An 18803-nucleotide genomic window follows, 5' to 3' on the forward strand; every position below is an offset into this window, starting at 1 on the left:
ACAGGTTAGCTTTCCGGCAACGACGAACAGGGGGACAGCCATGAAGACGATCAAACTCGGCGCAAGCGACCTCGAGGTCTCGCGCCTCTGCCTTGGCACCATGGGCTGGGGCAGCCGCAACACCGAAGCCGAGGGTCACGCCCAACTCGACCAGGCGCTTGCCGGCGGCATCACCTTCATCGACACGGCAGAGGTCTATCCGACCTATCCGATCAGCGCCGAAACCGTCGGCCGCACCGAAGAGATCATCGGCACCTGGTTCGCCAAGACAGGCAATCGCGACAGGATGGTTCTTGCCACAAAGGTGTCCGGTCCGAACCAGAAGGTCGCACGCGGCGGCGAGGGTTATAGCGGCGCGGTTCTGCCGAAGACGGCAGACGGCTCGCTGAAGCGGCTGCAGACCGACGTGATCGACCTTTACCAGCTGCATTTTCCGACCCGCCCGCAATACCACATGCGCGCCAACTGGCGGTTCAACCAGGCCAGTGTCGACAAGGCGGCCGTCGCCGATCACATGCTCGACGTGATGGGCGGCATGCAGAAGCTGATCGAGGCCGGCAAGATCCGTTACTGGGGCCTCTCGAACGAGACCGCCTGGGGCACCGCGCAATGGCTGCGCCTGGCTGACGAGAACGGGCTGCCGCGCCCGATCACCATCCAGAACGAGTATTCGCTGCTGTGCCGCACCGCGGACACCGACCTGTCAGAGGTCTGCGTGGCTGAGAACATACCCGTCCTGCCGTTCTCACCGCTCGGCATGGGGCTGGTGTCCGGCAAGTATAACGGCGACGTGACACCGCCCGACACCCGCCGCGCCGTCGAGGCCACGCTGAACGGCCGCATCAATCCCAAGGTCTGGCCCGCGGTCGACGCCTATATCAAGATCGCCAGGGATCACGGTCTCGATCCGTCCGCCATGGCGCTCGCATGGACTCTGACCCGGCATTTCGTGGCCGCGCCGATCTTCGGCGCCTCGAAGCCGGAACACTTGGAAATCGCGATGACGGCAGACGCGATCGAACTGTCCGACCAGGCGCTGGAAGCGATCGACGCCGTCAACAAGGCGCATCCGATGCCCTACTGACCCTGCGCCAAACTCTCGCCCGAATTTTCGGTTAATCCGGCGCGAACAGGCGGGGAAAACCGCCGTCCGGGCAGGCCGCGGGGCAGAGTGCATGACGACGGAAGGCAGACAATCCAAGGCGCGGCTGGTCGTCGCCCTGATCTTCCTGGCGGCGCTGGCGCGTTTCGCCATCCTCTTCATGTGGACGCCGCATCCCCCGGACATGTCAGGGTTCTACATGTCAGGCTGGCTTTACGCGCACGGTCTCTACGACCTGATCTATGCGACGCCGGACTATTTCTTCGGCGGTACGCCGCCGGACTGGATGGAACCGCTGGAGCAGGTCGGCCTCTATGGCAACGAGGTCCTGCCCTACGTCTATGCGCCGCTCTGGGCGGCAGTCCTGTCGCCGATTGCGGGCGCGACTGACCCGCTCACTTTTTTCCGGGTCTTCGACGTGGTGCTTGTCGGGCTCATGGTGGCGTCGGTCTTCGTCGCATGGCGCCTGGCGCGGCGCTGGGCCATTCCGCTCTGGGGGTGGACGGCGCTGAGCACCGTGGCGCTGGCGACCTCCGTCACCGCCTATATCGCGCTGGCGCAACTGCAGCCGCAGATCGTGGTGGCCTTCCTGTGCCTCGTGGCCTTCGAGCGGTACGGGGCGGGCAAACCGGTTGCGGCGGGAATATGCCTTGCATTCGCCGCGGCGCTGAAGCTGACGCCGGCGGGATTGGCGCTGATCTTCCTGCTCGACCGCAACTGGCGCGCGCTTGGCGCGTTTGCGGTCGTCGGACTGCTGCTTGCCGGTCTGAGCCTGATCATCGCCGGTCCGGACCTGCATTTCGCCTATCTCGACAGCCTGATGGCGGCGGGGCAGGGCATCCACATCACGGCCGTGACCTATAACATCGAGGTCCTGCTGCAGGCGATCAGTTCGGCGCTGGGCTTCACGCCCGCCTTCGATCCGTGGCAGCGTGGTATCCGACTGCTCGAAACGCCGTTCCTGATGACGGTGGTCAGCAAGGCGCTGCTGCTGGCCGCGCTGGTGTGGATGGTGCGCGCCACCGCCGCCCTGCCGTCGGACAAGCGGCTGGTCGCGCGTCTGTTCCTGCTGTCGATGCTCCTGGCCTTGTTCGGGCCGCTGGGCTGGGCGCACTACTACCTGTTGCCCCTGTTCCTTCTGCCGTCGCTTATCGGACTGCTGCCGGTTCGGCTGGCCGGGTGGACCATCGCCGCCTTCCTCGTGGTCGCCAGCTGGCCGGTGATGCTGGGGGTGGCCCTGACCATTCCGGGCGACTTTGCCCGCGCCGCAATTGGCACGCTGACCATGCTGACGCTCTTCGCGATCACCGCCGCAGGTTGCGCACGGCAGGGCCAGACGCGCAGCAATGCCACAGTCGCGGATACCCTCGCCGCTGCCTGAGACGGCCGGCTTGCACGGCTTCCCGAATCCCCCCCTTGTGGCGGGGAACGGAGGGGCCCATGCCGCTGACCATGAACCGGGACGTCTTCATCACCTGCGCCGTGACCGGTTCGGGCGCGACGCAGGACCGGTCGCCGCATGTTCCCCGCTCACCAAAGGAGATCGCCGAAAGCGCCATCGACGCGGCGAAGGCCGGTGCAGCGATCGTTCACTGCCACGTGCGCGAACCCGACACCGGCGCACCGTCACGGCGGCTGGAACTGTACCGTGAGGTGACCGACCTGATCCGCGCCTCGGACACGGACGTGATCCTGAACCTGACCGCCGGCATGGGCGGCGACCTCGTGCTGGGGTCTTCCGATCGGCCGCTTCCGCCCGGCGCGGGCACCGACATGATCGGCGCCGAGGCGCGCACCGCCCATATCCGCGACTGCCTGCCGGAGATCTGTACGCTCGACTGCGGCACGATGAATTTCGCCGAGGCCGACTACGTGATGGTCAACACGCCCGGCATGCTGCGCGCTATGGGACAGATCATGACCGATCTCGGCGTGAAGCCGGAGATCGAGGCTTTCGACACCGGTCACCTGTGGTACGCGAAGCAACTCGTCGCGGATGGAATCCTGAAAGATCCGGCGCTGGTGCAGCTGTGCATGGGCGTTCCCTGGGGCGCGCCGGACGACATGAACACGTTTCTCGCGATGCTGAACAACGTCCCGGATCACTGGACTTTCTCGGCCTTTTCGCTGGGCCGGAACCAGATGCCATACGTTGCGGCCTCGGTTCTGGCGGGCGGCAATGTGCGCGTCGGGCTCGAGGATAACCTGATGCTGGGCAAGGGACAGCTTGCGACCAACGCACAACTGGTGGATCGTGCGTTGACCATCATCGAAAGCCTCGGCGCGCGGGTCATCGGACCCCAAGAGACCCGCGACAGACTGGGGCTGAAAAAGCCTTAAAGGGAGGCCGACGCAGATGCATTTCCGTTTCCTCATCCCCATCGCCCTGTTCCTGCTGACCGCATCCTGTGGCGGGTTCAACATAGGCGACAGCCTGCCTGACAGCATGAAGGGCAGTGCAGCAGCGCCCGAAGTGGTGATCGAAACCGACCCCGCCGCAGAAACCGCCGAACCCGTCGCGACCGAAACGACATCGCCCGCCCCGGCGGCGCGGCCCGCCCGCATCGACCTCGACCCCTCGAATACCGATGCGCTCGACAGCGAACGGGTGATCTGCGAGGCGAAGGGCGGCAAATGGTCCGCCGCGGGTTCCTCCGGCGCCCATGTCTGCGTCAGCACCACGCGCGACGGCAACAAGGCCTGTACCAGGGCCACGCAATGCGAGGGCTACTGCCTTGCGCGCTCGGGCACCTGCGCGCCCTTCACCCCGCTCTACGGCTGCCACGAGGTCCTGACCGACAATGGCACCCGGCAGACCATCTGTCTGGAGTAAGAATGGAAAAGAAGGCAGCCATAGTCGGCGGGGGCGTGATCGGCGGCGGCTGGGCCGCGCGCTTCGCACTGATGGGCTGGCAGGTCCGCGTCTTCGACCCGGACCCGGACGCACCGCGCAAGGTGAATCAGGTCCTCGAAAATGCCCGCGCATCGCTGCCCGCGGTAATCGACGCACCGCTGCCGCCGGAAGGCGAGGTCATCTTTTCGGGCACCATGTCCGAAGCGGTCGCCGGCGCCCGGTGGATCCAGGAAAGCGTGCCGGAGCGGCTGGAGCTGAAACAGACGCTGTATCAGCGCCTTCAGTCCCATTGCGGCGAGGACGCGATCATCGGCTCCTCCACCTCGGGGTTCAAGCCCTCGGACCTTCAGGCGATCTCGCACCGCGCCGACCAAATCATCGTAGCGCATCCCTTCGTGCCGGTCTACCTGCTGCCTGCGGTCGAGATCGTGGGCAGCGCCGCCAACCCGCCGGAGACGCTCGACCGGGCCGAGGAGATCCTGCGCGGGATCGGGATGTTCCCGCTGCGGCTTGCCAAGGAGATCGACGCCCATATCGCCGACCGGCTGCTCGAGGCGGTCTGGCGCGAGGCGCTGTGGCTCGTGAAGGACGGCATCGCGACGACCGAGGATATCGACAACGCGATCCGCATGGGCTTTGGCCTGCGCTGGGCGCAGATGGGCCTGTTCGAGACCTACCGGCTCGGCGGTGGCGAGGCGGGGATGCGGCATTTCCTGCACCAGTTCGGTCCGGCGCTGCAGTGGCCGTGGACGAAACTGACGGACGTGCCCGATCTGGACGACGAACTGATCGACACGATCGCATCGCAGTCGGACGCCCAGTCCGGGGCCCATGAAATCTCAGAGCTGGAGCGGATCCGCGACGGCAATCTCGTGGCGATCCTGAAGGCGCTGAAAGGTCAGGGCTGGGGCGCCGGGCAGGTGCTGAAGGAACAGGACGCCCGGCTGCGCGGGGAGGACGCCTAGGCGCATCCCTCGGAGCGGCTTCGGATCGCTTGCGCGATCCGACCCGCGGGGGGACGCTGTCCCCTCGGTCCCCGAAAATGCAGTTTCCGATAAGGCTCTGTAAAAGCGCTGATTTCTAGTGAATTGGCCAGTGTCGTAGTGCTGGTGTGGGCAATTCACGGGCAATTCTTCGAAGTTGACCGTGGTCTTATGATCGGCCTATCCTTGGGATGAAATGCGTAGCGCATCTTCGGATGGTCGATGCAGAGGCGGGTCGAAAGACTCGTTGGCGGATCGCAGGCCGCCGATCAAATCTGCCCCTTGTCTCATCGGGTTACGTGGGTCCACCCCTCTCTGATTGATCCAATGGAGACGAATGATGCGTGAACGCTGGTACTCGAAACCACAAATCGCCCGATACATTACGAAGCGGTTCTTCGATGTTACGCCTCGCAGCGTCGAAAGAATGCCGCTTGAGTCGAAGCTGATAGCTGGAAAGAGGCGCTATAGTACAGTATCAGCCGATGAAATCTGCAAGTCTTTAATCGAAGACGCACCTACAGTTCTTGGCACTCCCGGTGCTCGGACGATGAAGCTGCAAGTTGCTCAAATAGAAGATCAAAGCTCGGGGGCAGGCACCGGCCCATAGCATTCCCCAATACTGCGGGCGTCTGCGTCCGTTTCGGGCGATAATGGCGGTAACTCCCTTGGGAGTTGCGCGTTAGAGCGGCCGAGACGGTTTGCCGTGCAGCTTAGCGAACTGCACCAGATGGCAAGGTGGTCCGGGCATAGCGCGGCTGGCAGAGATATTGGGGGAGCCCCAAACATTGTCTCACGCAAAGAACGAACGCCCCCAAACTGGGAGCGTTCGATAGCTGCAGAGTATTGGAACAGCGGATAGCGAACCCGCTGTACCCAATTATCGCGCGGCGCTGGCGCATTAGCGAACGTTAATTGTTTCTGGGATGGGTTGTTAGCTCGCGAAGTTCAAAGCGGAAGTTTGATGTCGGTAAGTCATTAATCGAAAACCAAATTCCCAAGCGCATTGGCACGATATCGTTCCTCCTGCCGTTTCGGCGGGGTGGTTAAGAAGTCTGAAACCGACCGCGCGAGGTCTCGGCGGTCAATCTGGAGGATGAGGATGCCCGTGGATGATGATGAAATCCGCCGTCGAGAACGAGAAGACCTGGATACCCACGTCATTGAGGATCAGCGAGGCGGCGACACTACGACGCTGCAGATGTACAGGGAGGACGAACTACCTGCGTTCCCTGTTGGCCTGTCGTGGAACAGGATGAGGGAGCGCTGGGAAAAGAAGCCGCTGGTCAGATGGTCAGGCGCTTTGGGCAGCACGGTCGGGTCACTTAGAGGCAGAACTCGGATTAGTGCGATTGGCGTTCCCATGGGTGAGCGCAGCGGCCTTTTCGCCTTCGACCTGGATAGCTACAAAGAGGGCAACGAAGCGGACAATTGGCTCAAGAGTCGCGATCTGCCCCCCACCCGCAAACACTCCACAATGAGCGGCGGCGAACACTGGATTTACCGGCTTCCAAAAGAGTTCTGCGATCTACCAAGCACTGGTGGCAGTTTGGCCCGTGGTTTGGATACGCGTGGCGAAGGCGGCTACATCGTCTGGGCAGGTGGTGTTGACGACCGGCGATACGAAGTCATTGATGACCGCGAGCCCGCTTATCTACCTGAAGCGGTGTGCGAAGAACTTCAGCAACTATCAAGTACGGGGAAGAAGCGAGCAAATCCGCCCGACTACTGCCAGCCGTCTGCGGAAGATCAGCGACGGATCACGGAGCGGCTTGAAGAGCTATTGTTCAATGACGAGTCGCTGTCAGCCCTTTGGCATAGGGGCGAAAAGGCGCACGGTGATCAGACTAGGTCAGGCAAGGACTACACGCTTGCCCTGATGCTTGCACGAGGCGGCTTCGGTTATCACGAACTTGTCTGGCTGATCTACGAGATTTTCGACCACGGCACGGTGGCTAGAGATGGCCACACTGAGAAGGCCATCGCCAGCATCCGAAGATGCGCCCAAAAGGCCATGCAAACAATCCGCGACAGATCAATTCAGAGGTCCGACCGAATTGACCTCCTTAGGATCAACGTCGGCGATCACAGACGCGGCGAAATCATCCGGTCCGTCTCCGAGCACCTGAGCGCGAAGCGCAAAATGTTTCGGTTCGGATCGAGTCCAGTGACGGTATTGTCCGACTCCACAGGCGTGATCCATCTTCTCGATGATGGCACGCGCGTTCCCGAAGCCGTTTTGGTGCCAGCCGAAATTAACGAAGTCCTGGCATTAATCGAGATCGAGCAAGAGGTTCATGCCTTCGGCATCAACCGGGATGAGGAAGTCAGAAAGCCGATCCCAGTATGGTTGACGAACGGCATCGTCCGGAACTCAGGTCGGTTCATGCAGGATCTCCTCGGGATTGCGCGCTACCCGATGATGACCAAAAATGGGCTTGTGAGCGGGCACACGGGCTACGACGAGCGCACGAAACTTTGGTGGGCATGCGATCCCGTTGAGCCAAGGTTCGAAGGAGCCGGAGAAGAGGCCCTCCAGTTCCTTCGAGATCATATGTTGGTTGGGTTCCCGTTCGTTTCCGAGGCGGACCGGATCCGCGCGCTGGCACTTCCGCTGACGCTGATGGTGCGACGTCTTCTGCTGACGACAGGACAGTGCCCGGGGTTTGGTTTTCGGGCGAGCGAGGCGAATTCCTTCAAGACCTTTTTGGTACAGAATCTCAGCCGAACGGTGTTGACGTATCTCCCCGCGACGCATGCTTACAGTCCTCGGCCGGAGGAGTTTGACAAGCAGTTGTTGGCGACTGTTCGGACTGACCCCGACCTGTTGTTTCTCGACAACCTGCCGAACGGCCATGCGTTCGGCCAGGCTTCGTTGGACAAGCTAATGACAGATGGTGTCCTTGAAGCACGCGAACTGGGTCGCTCGCACAACGTCAAAGTCCGGTTCTCTGGCGTTCCCGTGATCACAGGAAACGGATACTACTATCGTACGCCAGATACGCGGACGAGGTTCTTCGACATCAATCTTGAGAGGAACCAGGAAGTGCCAGCGGATTGGGTAGAGAGTGTCCTTCAGTTCATCGAGGACGAGCGACCAGCGATCATTGGAGCGTATCTCAAGATATTGGAGTGTCCGCCAGCACAAGCGCCTAAAGGAATGCGGTTTCCAGAGTGGTGGGAGGTTGTCGGTGGCCCGCTGAGCACAGCTTCTCAGGTGTCAGAACTGTTCGCTGTGGATGACATGGAAGGTGGTGTAGGCGGTGGCTACAGTGGTCCGCGATCGAACCTGTTCAGTGCGATGCTAGAGATGATGGCACGAGGGGGTGTTTATGAGAATGCGGCCAGTGTCGATGGAGAGGCCATGGCCGATGGGGAAGAAGGCAAGACGGGTGAGACAGTAGACCTGGACGAGATTGCCGCCCGAGGCGGTTACTACTGGGCGGAATTGGAAACTCTGTTTGAGGAGGAGCTTCGCGATGCTCTGGGCATTGAGGATTCCGTTCCTCTAAACCGACGGCACAGCGCGCGGCTGAGCCAATTGCACCTGAACCATAAAGCCCGGCTCATCGGGTCCGCGAATGTTGGACGGCTAAGGACCAAAGACGGGCGCGATCTGAAATCACGTAAAAAGACAATATTCTTCATTGAAACCGTAGGAACGGCCGACGATATCGCGCTGTGACAGGCAGAGTTCTGCAGGGTTGCTGCATGAATGCCGGTGTATCTCCTCCCCATGGAATCCCCATGGAAGATTCCATCCACGGGGAGCTTGGAGACCCGTAAGTTACTGAATTCAATTATACTAAGTCTTTGGGCCCCATGGTCCCCATGGACCCCATGGAACGGGGGGCTTGCCATACAAACGGCGAACGCCGCCATTGATCAATTCCGAACCGGGTGAATTCCACCGACTTCCACGGGGTTCCACGGGGAAATGCGTTGGGGAAAGATGCACTCCGAGCATCATTAAAACGGAATTAACAGACCACTAGTCGAAGTCTATGTTAAAACGGCAATTGAGCTAGTGCACAGAAAAAGCTTGTGCAGCGTTTGCATGTCCCGCTATCCTAGGAGAGATATGAATTGGAGAAATTACGCAGAACACAGATGCCCACGTGTGAAATATTATCTATCGGGGAAAGTAAAAGACGTCATTGAAAGAGCCGGTAATTAGAAAGCTTAGCCGACAGGTATTTTTAAGGATATTTAAAAGCTACCAATAATTTGGAGGAGTCTCAGATTGCAAAAGGAACACTCGCGCAATCACAAGGAAAAACACGGAATTCTCAAGGTTTTTTTGATTCCTATCGCCCTAGCGCTTTTGTCTACTCCAGCAGACTGTGAAGAGTATCTTCTGTACAACGAAGGTCAAGTGGTTTGGAACTACCATGGACATGCGAGATTGCTTCTTGATTTTCACGGAAATTATGTAAGCGGCACAATATTGCCGATGAAAGGTATAAATGGAGAGGCCAGATATGTATACGGGGAGAATTTTGAAGAGGGAAAGATGCGATTGTTCCTTCCTAACGAAGAAGGCATTTTGAGGCCAAACATCTATGAAAAGGAAATCACAAGAGACAAAATCATATGGAAATCTGAAACGGCGAGTAATTTTTTTAGGTTGAGAAGCGGTCCATTTTCCGAGGCATCTTTGACATTTTCGTACGGCAGTTGTTCGGTTAGAACCCAGTTGTTGCAAGTCTTTCTAAATGAAGATTCGGAAAACATAACTCCAGAAATTGACAGCATATTAAGAGGGAAGATCTCCGAATTCACCATTATGAGTAGCGGTGGGCAGATATACTTGACTACTCCACTTGGAGAAGAGGCGCGGGCAGCGCAGCTGGTTAGACAAATTAACTCTGTACATAGTGTTTCATACTTTTCCGGCTGTGGCCCGGAGGAGGCAACGAACTTCACCTTGCCGAAAAGTGTTATTTCGGAGGATTCCGACATTAGTTCGTCGGAATTAGCAGATTTTTTAAAGGAAGGCGTCAAAACCTTTCTCGAGGCTAATCAAGGAGAAAGCGACATAAGATACAAAATAGATATTATTGGAGTTGCCGAATCTCCTTTTCTGGGAGCCACAGTGAGCGCTCGGCTGTCCGTTACCGCCTGGTCGAGAGCTACACGACGCGCGGACAACAATTGGGATCGATTTGAAGTATTTGCAGCAGTGGCCGACATTTCCCCTCAGTCTGTAAATGAAACCACAATTATTATTTGGGTCGAAGATCTCTATACGGGAAGTGTCGTAGCTCGTCCCAATGTAGATCCACCGCATGAAAGTTTTCTTAATATTTTATCGGGTCCCGGCGAGGAAGGCATCATTGCTCTTCTATTGTCGGATTTTTTTGCCAATGAATATTCAGGGCGATGTAGTGTTGAGCCATTATCGGTGGAGAACTATCTTGAGCCGGAAAGATCAATTATTTTTAAAGATAATTTCGGTAGATGTCCCTGGAACGAAGCAGAGCGAGGAGATTGAGTCGTAATATGTATAGCCGCACACATAGGAATCTAATCACTGTAATTGTTATTTTTGGTCATGTAGGTATTTTTCTTTACGCTTTTTTGGTGGTTCCGTATTTTAGAGCGGGTGAAATACTAGATTCCGACTTTTTCCAATTGGTACTTATGGCGAGCCCGGTTCTTGCAACGACGTCCATGTTGGCCTTCGTTAAATTGTTAGACGACGGGGGAAGAGGGCCGCGTGGAAGGAGAGTAGGTTTGACGTATACAGTGATCACTGTATCGCTTCCCGTTATTCTCATCATCATAATATTGTATATTTTTACTTTGTTCGCACTTGCTGTGAGCACTCTAGACAGGCTGAAGTTATCCTTGGGTGTAATAGAAACGTTTTTTGGAGGATACATTGGTATACTTGGAAAGAGGCTGTATGGAACTTCTTCTTGAATTGGATTGGAATTCCTGAGAATATTTTATCATTTTTATACTTTGCGTAACTGGGTAATTCGCCATTATAGATTCAGTTCCATCGAGCAAGTATCGATATCATGGTCGTGGTGGTTTCCACCCAAAGCGGTAAGCCTTCAGTTTTCGAAAACGCTGACCTTGGCGGACCGACTGCATTTCGCAACCTTTGCGCGTCTGGTGCCCAACCTATTCAACACTATTTCATGTTCGAAGCATGTAATTTGGCCTCTGGTCATGTTCCGATGCCTCGAGCGATCAAACGACGATATGTCATTTTTCGATCCGCATCGATCTGCGGTGGTGGATACGGAAGCGCATCCACATAGCTGTCGGCTATGGAAGCATCACTTGATCGTAATTCATGATAGACGTTCAGCAACTCTCGTCCAACGTGCTCCGGCAAAGGTTTCCTGCGTGACCGAAATTTGCTGGCGAATTTCGCGACCGGAGTCGCTCGCCGCGCGTTGCTGAAAACGTCGATCAAGGCAGGCACATCAGTCACGCCAAAATTGTTCACGAGCGTTGGAGCACTGGCGTAGCTGAGTGGCATTGCAGCCGGATCCCATTTAGCTTCACCGAAAATGCCATGGTGAAGCGTTTGGATCGGTGGCGTGACATGAACAAGCTTCACTCCTAATGCTCCGTTCTGCGCAAAGGCGAACCGTGTCCCGTCAAGTTCGGCGAGTTTTTTGGGGTTCATTAAGTTTTTCCGATGGCACCCAGTGCAACCGAAACTGCCAAATTCCCACAAGGGATCGGTTCTCATCTCGTTCGGATCATCGAGACGAGGTTGCCTGAGCATGACTATGACAACGCGAAGGCTATCCATCTGTGCCCAATCCGCTCAGTGACGAGGTAAGATCTTCGCACCACCGAGAGGCGTCATCGCGCTGTCCTATGTCCGCGACGAATTCTTGCCCGCGCGCAACGGCATTGAGCCTGTCGTGGGCCTCCCAACGATCTGCGCGCGCGTGGTAAGTCAGGCCAACTTCGTGCAGCCATGTAGGGACGCGCCAACGACTGACAGCACCTCCCGGCAATGAAAGCCTTTGCTCGTCTCTCGCTTCGTTGGCGGTTCCTCCACGACCGAGATAAAGCGTATTATTGGCGTTCCATTCTCCAAGAGTATGTGGATGCCGCATTGCGAAGCCGGACGGCTGATCAGTTGCTCGTGGATTCGCTCCCAGAGAAACAGTTTCCTCAACCACCAGAAAACCAAAAAAACGGTGGTGCCGGTCGCTGCCATCGGGCTCTGCAAACAAACCAAAGAACAGGAAGATATCTCCTATCCCAACGGCGTTGTTCGCGAGGTGGGACTGCGCAGCTCCGGTTTGGCCAAAGGCGCACCGCCCCTGATCAAACATGGGGTCATGATGGCAAAGACTGGTGCCTGATATTCGCGACTTGGTCGCAGTTTCAACTATCTTCGAAAGTCCGAGGTCCGCATATGTAGTCTCGGAGCGATGTCTTGTCGGTATAGGCAGGCTGATCGGCTTTCCGTCGATAATCGGCGACGGGGCTCCGCCGGCACCAGTGTCAAACCCCTTCCTGCTCAGCACGATCTTCATGAACTATCGTCGCATACCTTGTGGACGTACCAGTAGTATCTTGGAAAGACATAGCGTTTGTCACCACCTTAGGCGCGGATGCTCAAGGCGCCGTGCCATTGGAGGCCCAAAGGGACAAGCAACCTCCCAAGAATTGGCGCCATCGCACAATCCAATTGATCCCCTAATGCGTTGTGGGCACGCGACAACGTCGTCACGCCGGGGTGTGCGGTGGGCCGGGGGGATCATCAGTTCCGGAGCGACGGGGGGCCGGAACCGCTCTGGGGGCTGCAAGAAAACCGTTGGTTAGTGAAGAAAACGATAAAGGTTATGGACTTAGATGAAGGACATTAACTCAGATCGTGTTGGCGACGGACAGAAGGAATTGGAATTCCTCCAAGAGAATGTCCATGCTGAACACCCCGATCCGCCTGAATGGCTGGACGAGGACCAACAGAAATTCTGGCGCATTCTGGTGAAATCAAAAGCACCTGCGGATTGGTTGTGCCCAACGTCGCTTCTGCAGCTGTCCCAGCTGTGCGTCTTGTCTGCGAGGTTCTTCAACATCCAGCAGGAGATTGACGAGAACAACCTGTTTCAAGACGTCAACACGCGGAGTGGCTGGTGGGAAAAACCAGACCCAAGATTAGCAATACAGTCGAAGGTGTTGACGCAGATGCGGGGGGTGATCCGCGATCTTGGTCTGAATTCGGGCGCTACGACCATGTCCGCGCAACGCCGCCTCGCACGTCTCGAAAAGGCTATGAAGCTGCGCGGCGAACACCCTGAACAAGAAAAAGCCAATGAAGAAGAAAAACACCAAGAGATGATCCAACTTCTCGCCAGCTAACCAAACCACAACGGGAACCAAAGCATGCCTATTAACGTAGAAGAACTTCTCAAGCTTAAGGAGTTCGAATCCGAGGAAGAATTCCTCGACCGAGTGGACGAACTCGTTCTGAAGATCGCAGAGATGGACATCAAAGACAGAAAGAACATCGCAGGTCTCCTAGTGCTTCTGGATGAATTGACTGCAACGCACGAGATTTATTCAGAACAGCTAGTAGAGGAAAGAGAGGTCGCTTGAGCAGGAAAAATAGGTTCTTCAAAGGCCAGATTAACCACGTCTTCGGCATGTCCAAACGCGAGGCGCGCGCGACGCGCAACGGCGTCGCCGGCCACCCCCGGAAGCGCGCGTTAGCGCCACGGAGAGCCACGGACATTGACAATGCGCCCATCCATGTACCCAGGCACCCGCCGCCCACTGCGTCAATTCTCGATCACGGGAACATGATAGTTGGCTCAAACTTCGTTCCGCAATTTCATGGGTTTACCAATGGCTAGATCCATCAAGGTCCACATCGAAAACGATAGTACCGTAGGTTGTCCTAAATACAATCTTCTGGTGCAACATGAGATGCCTCTATGGGCTCTTGCACGTAGGTTGCTCGATCTTGGTGTTGACCGCGACACCAGCATTCTCATCTACGTGATCAATGCAGAAGACTACGACGAGGACGAAAGGTTCCCTGAACGTACTGTGGGGGAGTGGGCAAAACTATCTTGGGAAGATGGAATGCGTCTTGCTCAACAGAATGCCGCCTGACTTCGACCAATAGAGGCAAAGCTAACCAACATTAGGAACGATATCGTTCCTCCTATCGTTCATTCACTCCTTCGAACACCGTTCAAGCGAGGTAAAGCACTATGCTTGTAAGACGATTGCCACCAGCCACCATCAAACTAAAAAATGGCTGCCACCTCACCCTGTCTAAGCGCATAACGGGCACCACTGCAAAGGTAGCACATTCCTCTGCTGTACGTGCCTTGCAGCAATACGAAAAGGCAGAAGATGCAGAGGAACTGCTGGAGATTCAGCACCAGAATCTCGATCTGCTGGATGAGCTTATTGCAGCTGCAACTCTCATCGCAGAGAACCTTCTTTCCGCTATTCGGATGCTGGAAGGCAACCCTACGGATGGCACCGGCCCGGTAGTTGAAAACGCAGCAACCACCCGCGCCTTAGCGGATGCCTTAGGAGCTGCTGTACCAGAATTTGATCTGGGGGAGTTGGACGAGACTCTGCAAGTTCTGCGTAGCACTTACGCCGACATTACGCAGGACCTAGACACGGCCATTAAGCGCAGAGAGAAGCTTGATATGGTCCTGCGCGAAGGAACGGCGATCGTCATCGCGCACGCAGATCGACCTGCCAGATTGTTCGAACTTTACGAGCTACCGCACGAACTGTCTGTGGCTACATCCGACAACTGCAAGGCACTCTGCAAGAGTTACCTCAGTCGGAAAGAGATCAAACGCCAGAAGGACAAGGCAAACCGAAGGGACACGCTCCGACGAGACATTGCCAGCAAGGTTGCAAGGATCTGGGAGGGAGACTTCAGCAATGCCCGGTAACAGCAACTTCCCCGTCACCTTCACCAGCACCCGACCCGTCTCTAATCAGCCCACCAATGCACCTGTGCAGCCATCGCTTCCGACTCCCGCAAGAGGCACCAAGGGCAGTAAAGACTTGCATAGCGATGCGATACTTTCTGCAGTAGGTCGCATCATCAAAGAAGAACTAGAGAAGCGCGACAGCGACTTGACCGAGAAGTTCGCATCGCTCGATGGGAACACCATCCTTAAGTCAGCTTCCGCAGCCATCCTCGCTGCCAACCTCGCAGCACTGCGGGAGTATGCAGGTAATATATCGCTTCGACGAGCAAAGCATATCGAAGGTACGGAGCCACTTCCGGCACTTCTGGGGGGAATTCTCGATGCTTGATCTTTCTCCTGAAGATGTCGCTGCACATGAGCTACGGCACATCCTCGCAGCTTCCACAGCCCTCATGCAGAACGGCACAGCTGCCGACTACAAGAGCACGATAGTCCACTTCGACTTCACGGATGAAGGCGCTACCGTCCACTTCGCAATCGAAGATCCTAGCACCGAAGACTTGCCTAAGAAGGTAACACAGCTGGCAGCTTTAGGTCCGGTGGTGAAGTTCGACGGAGACCTTTTCGACCTAATTCGTGAAGGCAACAAGGAAGCCCTGCGCAAAGCAGGAAACCTCTCCCCCGAAGACCTCGATGCGGCTGCACAGTTTGACGGTCCACCTATGGAACCGATCAAGATTTTGCTTGCCACCAAAGACTTGCAGGAGGTCTTAGGCGACAAAGGTTTCGACATTCTCGCGAAGCAGCTGCGCACAGCGCATAACCAGCACGTCGAAGAGTTCGGCCTAGCAGAATTGGTTCCACGCAAGTATGCAGCTGCAGCCCTGAAGGCAGCACAGGACGAGTTGTCTGCTACTTCGGGTATTCCGCAATGAGCGACATCAAAGACCTTCTACGGCACGAATATCTGCACGCTCTGGGCCATGTAATCGCAGACATTCTGGCCGGCCATACAGAACCACAACAAAGCCATTATTGCTGTATCGTGCAGCCACCGGACGCATTGTTCAAAGCCGATGGAAGCGAGTTCGATACGGCATTTGTCTTCCTGTCTGAAGTTCATGCAGGGAATGGTCACATCAATATGCAGGAATGCTGCCTCTCTGTCGAAGATGTCGAGGCATTCCAAAGCATGTCTGCACGTTCAGAAAAAGATCCTCATATACGTTCCATCCTTGGGGTGGCGTTCTTCATGTCCAGTTGGTTCCACCAATCCAACGTTCTGAATGCAGCACTGGAAGATGGTTCAGATGAAGAGGGAATTTACATCCTCGAATCCAAGGAACTCTGGAAGGCCATAGAAGCACCCATACGTGAGTTGTTCGCTGCTATGCTAGCAGGAAGAGAGACTATTACAGTGGCACCTTTTACCAACATCCCTCTCCCTGTCTGGACATATATAGATGCACCTGCCGACAAGGTACCGGACATTAGACCTAAAGAAGAGATCAACGATGCCGAGGCCACTTTGGACAGAACCCAGACCGGAACAGGATAAGATTGCTACCATTCCGGCCAGCGATCTCACATCCGGCATGTTGATTGAGAAATGCGCCGAAGATCCACGTCTTGATGGGCAGCTCGTGGTGACTTCGGTTGCGGTGCCGGGCGGAAGGGTGAGCATCTTCACTAAACGCGGCTACAGCACGACTCTGAGTTCCAACCGCAGAGTTGATGTGGTCGAACCTTGATCTGGGGGTGTGTGAAGATCTTCCGCCCGGCACACCCGCCGGATTCGCGCCCCGGCGACTTCACCCGGAAAACCATCAATTTGGACGTTTTCACGGCCCAACTTGACCCAAAGCGCGGGAAAATTTCCCCATTAATTCAGTGACTTAACAAGCGCATTAACCACGCCAAACCCGGCGCGTGGCGTTCGTGGCCAACGGCCCACACCGGGCGCGTTCATCTGGGCCAGCAACGGCATTCTTAATTATCCCCATGAATTCAGTCACTTAACTGCATACTTCAGGAACGATTTCGTGCCTAGATCGGTCGTTTGTGACCTTCTTCGGCACCTCAACTTTGGCGTGAGTGGGCATGTCAGCGGAGCGCCAGCTTCGTCAAACAATAAGACCGAGGCAGCGATCTACAGGTGCCGCCCCGGCCCGGTTCAAGTTCTATTAGCTCCCTTAGTATGCCTTGCGCGGTGACAGTAGAACTCTTACAGCCCAGATCGTCGGAGTCGCGACTACAAAGGCGACAACGAAAGCCTCGGCGCGATTGGCCGTTGCGCTATAGACCGCGGTCGACAGTGCGAGTGCACAAGCCAGCGTACCGATTCTTAGACCCTTAAGGCATGTCTTCATGGGTAGGTTCTCCTCTGTACTGCAAGCTACACCTCCGATGCTTGCAGTGCTGTTAGATTCGGAAGCACCTCTGATCACGGGTGTTAAGGCTTAACACGCAAGACAAGCTTCTTTTGCTTGTTAAGCCGGATTCTGGTAGCTTCGGCCTCGGAGGACGGTTTGATGTTCCACTCGACCGACAACGCGGGAGAAACCATCCGGAAGCTGCAAGTTCTCAGCGATTGGTACGCTGAGAACGTTGATACTTCGACATTGACGCCTTCGTTACGCTGCGCACATCGACATATGTTCGGGCTCACAGCCTTCGATGTGTCAACACCGGTCGTCCAAAGTCTGGCCAGATCACGTTCTGGGCTGGAAGCAACCGAGTCCATGCTGCGCTACCTGAAAGCTAGTCCTGAAACAGTTGAAGTGTTTTCGGAGAAAAGCATGACCCGCCTACTGGAGAATACCGAGCCGCTGAGCGGCTGGGCTAAACACTTCTGGTCTGACTGGCTGGAGCTAAGCGACGAAGGGGCACCGGGAATGTGGTGGCCCGTGCCTGTGCTGAATCACCTGCTAGCTAACCACTTTCCGGCTTCGACTCTACGTTCAGTCACAATTGCCCTTGAGGCGATGGGAGTCGTGGAACGACGGCGTGCGCGCCATCAGGTCAACCCGAAATCCCGGGCAAACGCGATTAGGGTAACTAAGCGCGGCTTGATGCTCGATGAGGAGTTGAGGAAATGAAAAAAATTCTACAGCTTAGCATCGCCCTTTCTTACCTCCTATTCCCAGCACCATCTGTGGATGTTCAGCGCTCGGACGCTGATCAAACCGCAAAGTACGAGGAAAAGAGCGACGATGCGTATGACGACCTGATCAAGCGGCTAAAGCAGTTCTCCTAACTTCAAAACGTCCGCTTCGAACTCGTAGCCGGCGACTCTGAGAGCTTGCAACTTGAAATTGTACCGCTACGCAGGTGACCTGCCAAAAACGGTCGCTTCCGCTGGTGACGCAAACGGTTGAGTTATGGCACATCCTGCGGCTCGGAGAAGGTCCGAGACGAGCCCATTTCAGACGTCGGTGAACTGCGCGGCAACCGGCGCGACGGGCGGGAGACAGTCGTTCGCCGCATGGCAGCGAGAACTCGCGGGGATCGCCAAAGCGGACATTGGACACCACAAAATCTATAGATATCTGCAAGAAATTACGACATATTGTCGTCAACGGCTCACACAGCTCATGATGTAGCAAGCGATCCCGAATGACCTCAGAAGTATGTTTGATGAACAGTCTGTCCGAGGTTTTGGCCGCCGATAGTGCGACGATCGTGGAGTACTATGTGCCTCCTTCACCATGAACCACAGCCGGTCAACTTGACCGGCTGATCCCTTCAAATAAGCAGTACGCTAACTTTTACCAAAAGCTCATTAGGCCGAGTCGGCCCGCTGACCACCAATTAAGAGCATCTTCTCTGAAGACATCAGAGGGTCAACTTGGCCCGCTGACCCACTACACCAAGACATTATTCCGCACGATATCGTTCAAAATGCCTTGGCCACGCACCAGCTGCGCACGCACATACCCTGTCTGGGGGCATAGTAATAGCGCGATTTCGTCCCT

At 56.2% G+C, this 18803-nt stretch carries 18 protein-coding genes and 1 pseudogene; 17 read left to right on the forward strand and 2 right to left on the reverse strand.

Going from position 1 to position 18803, the window contains the following annotated elements:
• The first annotated feature begins 40 nt into the window (after positions 1-40).
• From HCO70_RS04210 to HCO70_RS04240, 7 genes and pseudogenes are all read left to right on the forward strand, one after another.
• Positions 41-1084, forward strand: a complete 1044-nt coding sequence (locus HCO70_RS04210; RefSeq protein WP_172293372.1) for an aldo/keto reductase — start codon at positions 41-43, stop codon at positions 1082-1084.
• Between the two features lie 91 nt (positions 1085-1175).
• Positions 1176-2483: a glycosyltransferase family 87 protein gene (locus tag HCO70_RS04215; protein ID WP_172293374.1), complete on the forward strand. Its 1308-nt coding sequence runs from the start codon at positions 1176-1178 to the stop codon at positions 2481-2483.
• Between the two features lie 59 nt (positions 2484-2542).
• On the forward strand, positions 2543-3442 hold the full coding sequence (locus tag HCO70_RS04220; protein WP_172293376.1) for a 3-keto-5-aminohexanoate cleavage protein: 900 nt from the start codon (positions 2543-2545) through the stop codon (positions 3440-3442).
• A 16-nt stretch (positions 3443-3458) separates the two neighbouring features.
• A complete protein-coding gene (locus tag HCO70_RS04225; RefSeq protein WP_172293378.1) occupies positions 3459-3935 on the forward strand; it encodes a hypothetical protein in 477 nt (158 codons plus the stop codon).
• Positions 3936-3937: 2 nt separating this feature from the next.
• Positions 3938-4906: pseudogene (locus tag HCO70_RS04230) on the forward strand (3-hydroxyacyl-CoA dehydrogenase NAD-binding domain-containing protein); the annotation flags it as partial.
• A 1135-nt stretch (positions 4907-6041) separates the two neighbouring features.
• A complete protein-coding gene (locus HCO70_RS04235; RefSeq protein ID WP_172293382.1) occupies positions 6042-8624 on the forward strand; it encodes a bifunctional DNA primase/polymerase in 2583 nt (860 codons plus the stop codon).
• Between the two features lie 558 nt (positions 8625-9182).
• Entirely contained in the window at positions 9183-10433 is a 1251-nt protein-coding gene (locus HCO70_RS04240) for a hypothetical protein (protein ID WP_172293384.1), read from the forward strand.
• A 684-nt stretch (positions 10434-11117) separates the two neighbouring features.
• On the opposite strand, the gene HCO70_RS04245 is transcribed toward HCO70_RS04240, so the two are convergent.
• Positions 11118-11585 carry a hypothetical protein gene (locus tag HCO70_RS04245; RefSeq protein WP_216665257.1) on the reverse strand — a complete coding sequence of 156 codons (468 nt, stop codon included), beginning with the start codon at positions 11583-11585 and terminating at the stop codon, positions 11118-11120.
• 121 nt (positions 11586-11706) lie between these two features.
• Positions 11707-12453, reverse strand: coding sequence for a hypothetical protein (locus HCO70_RS04250; protein ID WP_172293387.1), 747 nt, complete (start codon positions 12451-12453; stop codon positions 11707-11709).
• A 319-nt stretch (positions 12454-12772) separates the two neighbouring features.
• Between HCO70_RS04250 and HCO70_RS04255 the strand changes: the two genes are divergently transcribed.
• The 10 genes from HCO70_RS04255 (at position 12773) to HCO70_RS04295 (ending at position 18085) form a co-directional block, all read left to right on the forward strand.
• Positions 12773-13282: a P27 family phage terminase small subunit gene (locus HCO70_RS04255; RefSeq protein ID WP_172293389.1), complete on the forward strand. Its 510-nt coding sequence runs from the start codon at positions 12773-12775 to the stop codon at positions 13280-13282.
• Between the two features lie 24 nt (positions 13283-13306).
• On the forward strand, positions 13307-13519 hold the full coding sequence (locus tag HCO70_RS04260; protein ID WP_172293391.1) for a hypothetical protein: 213 nt from the start codon (positions 13307-13309) through the stop codon (positions 13517-13519).
• Between the two features lie 249 nt (positions 13520-13768).
• Positions 13769-14038 carry a hypothetical protein gene (locus HCO70_RS04265; protein ID WP_172293393.1) on the forward strand — a complete coding sequence of 90 codons (270 nt, stop codon included), beginning with the start codon at positions 13769-13771 and terminating at the stop codon, positions 14036-14038.
• 101 nt (positions 14039-14139) lie between these two features.
• Complete coding sequence (locus HCO70_RS04270) at positions 14140-14847, forward strand: hypothetical protein (protein ID WP_172293395.1); 708 nt, start codon at positions 14140-14142, stop codon at positions 14845-14847.
• Complete coding sequence (locus tag HCO70_RS04275) at positions 14837-15217, forward strand: hypothetical protein (protein ID WP_172293397.1); 381 nt, start codon at positions 14837-14839, stop codon at positions 15215-15217. Before HCO70_RS04270 ends, HCO70_RS04275 begins: the two co-directional genes overlap by 11 nt.
• Entirely contained in the window at positions 15210-15764 is a 555-nt protein-coding gene (locus HCO70_RS04280) for a hypothetical protein (protein WP_172293399.1), read from the forward strand. Before HCO70_RS04275 ends, HCO70_RS04280 begins: the two co-directional genes overlap by 8 nt.
• Positions 15761-16387 (forward strand): hypothetical protein, encoded by a 627-nt coding sequence (locus tag HCO70_RS04285; protein WP_172293401.1) that lies wholly within the window; start codon positions 15761-15763, stop codon positions 16385-16387. The genes HCO70_RS04280 and HCO70_RS04285 overlap by 4 nt, the downstream gene beginning before the upstream one ends.
• 37 nt (positions 16388-16424) lie before the next feature.
• Complete coding sequence (locus tag HCO70_RS24585) at positions 16425-16580, forward strand: hypothetical protein (protein WP_216665258.1); 156 nt, start codon at positions 16425-16427, stop codon at positions 16578-16580.
• Positions 16581-17360: 780 nt separating this feature from the next.
• Positions 17361-17927 (forward strand): hypothetical protein, encoded by a 567-nt coding sequence (locus HCO70_RS04290; RefSeq protein WP_172293403.1) that lies wholly within the window; start codon positions 17361-17363, stop codon positions 17925-17927.
• On the forward strand, positions 17924-18085 hold the full coding sequence (locus HCO70_RS04295; RefSeq protein WP_172293405.1) for a hypothetical protein: 162 nt from the start codon (positions 17924-17926) through the stop codon (positions 18083-18085). Before HCO70_RS04290 ends, HCO70_RS04295 begins: the two co-directional genes overlap by 4 nt.
• The last annotated feature ends 718 nt before the right edge of the window (positions 18086-18803 follow it).

Origin of the sequence: Pseudoruegeria sp. HB172150 (assembly GCF_013184805.1) — a bacterium.
Taxonomy (GTDB): Bacteria; Pseudomonadota; Alphaproteobacteria; order Rhodobacterales; family Rhodobacteraceae; genus Psychromarinibacter.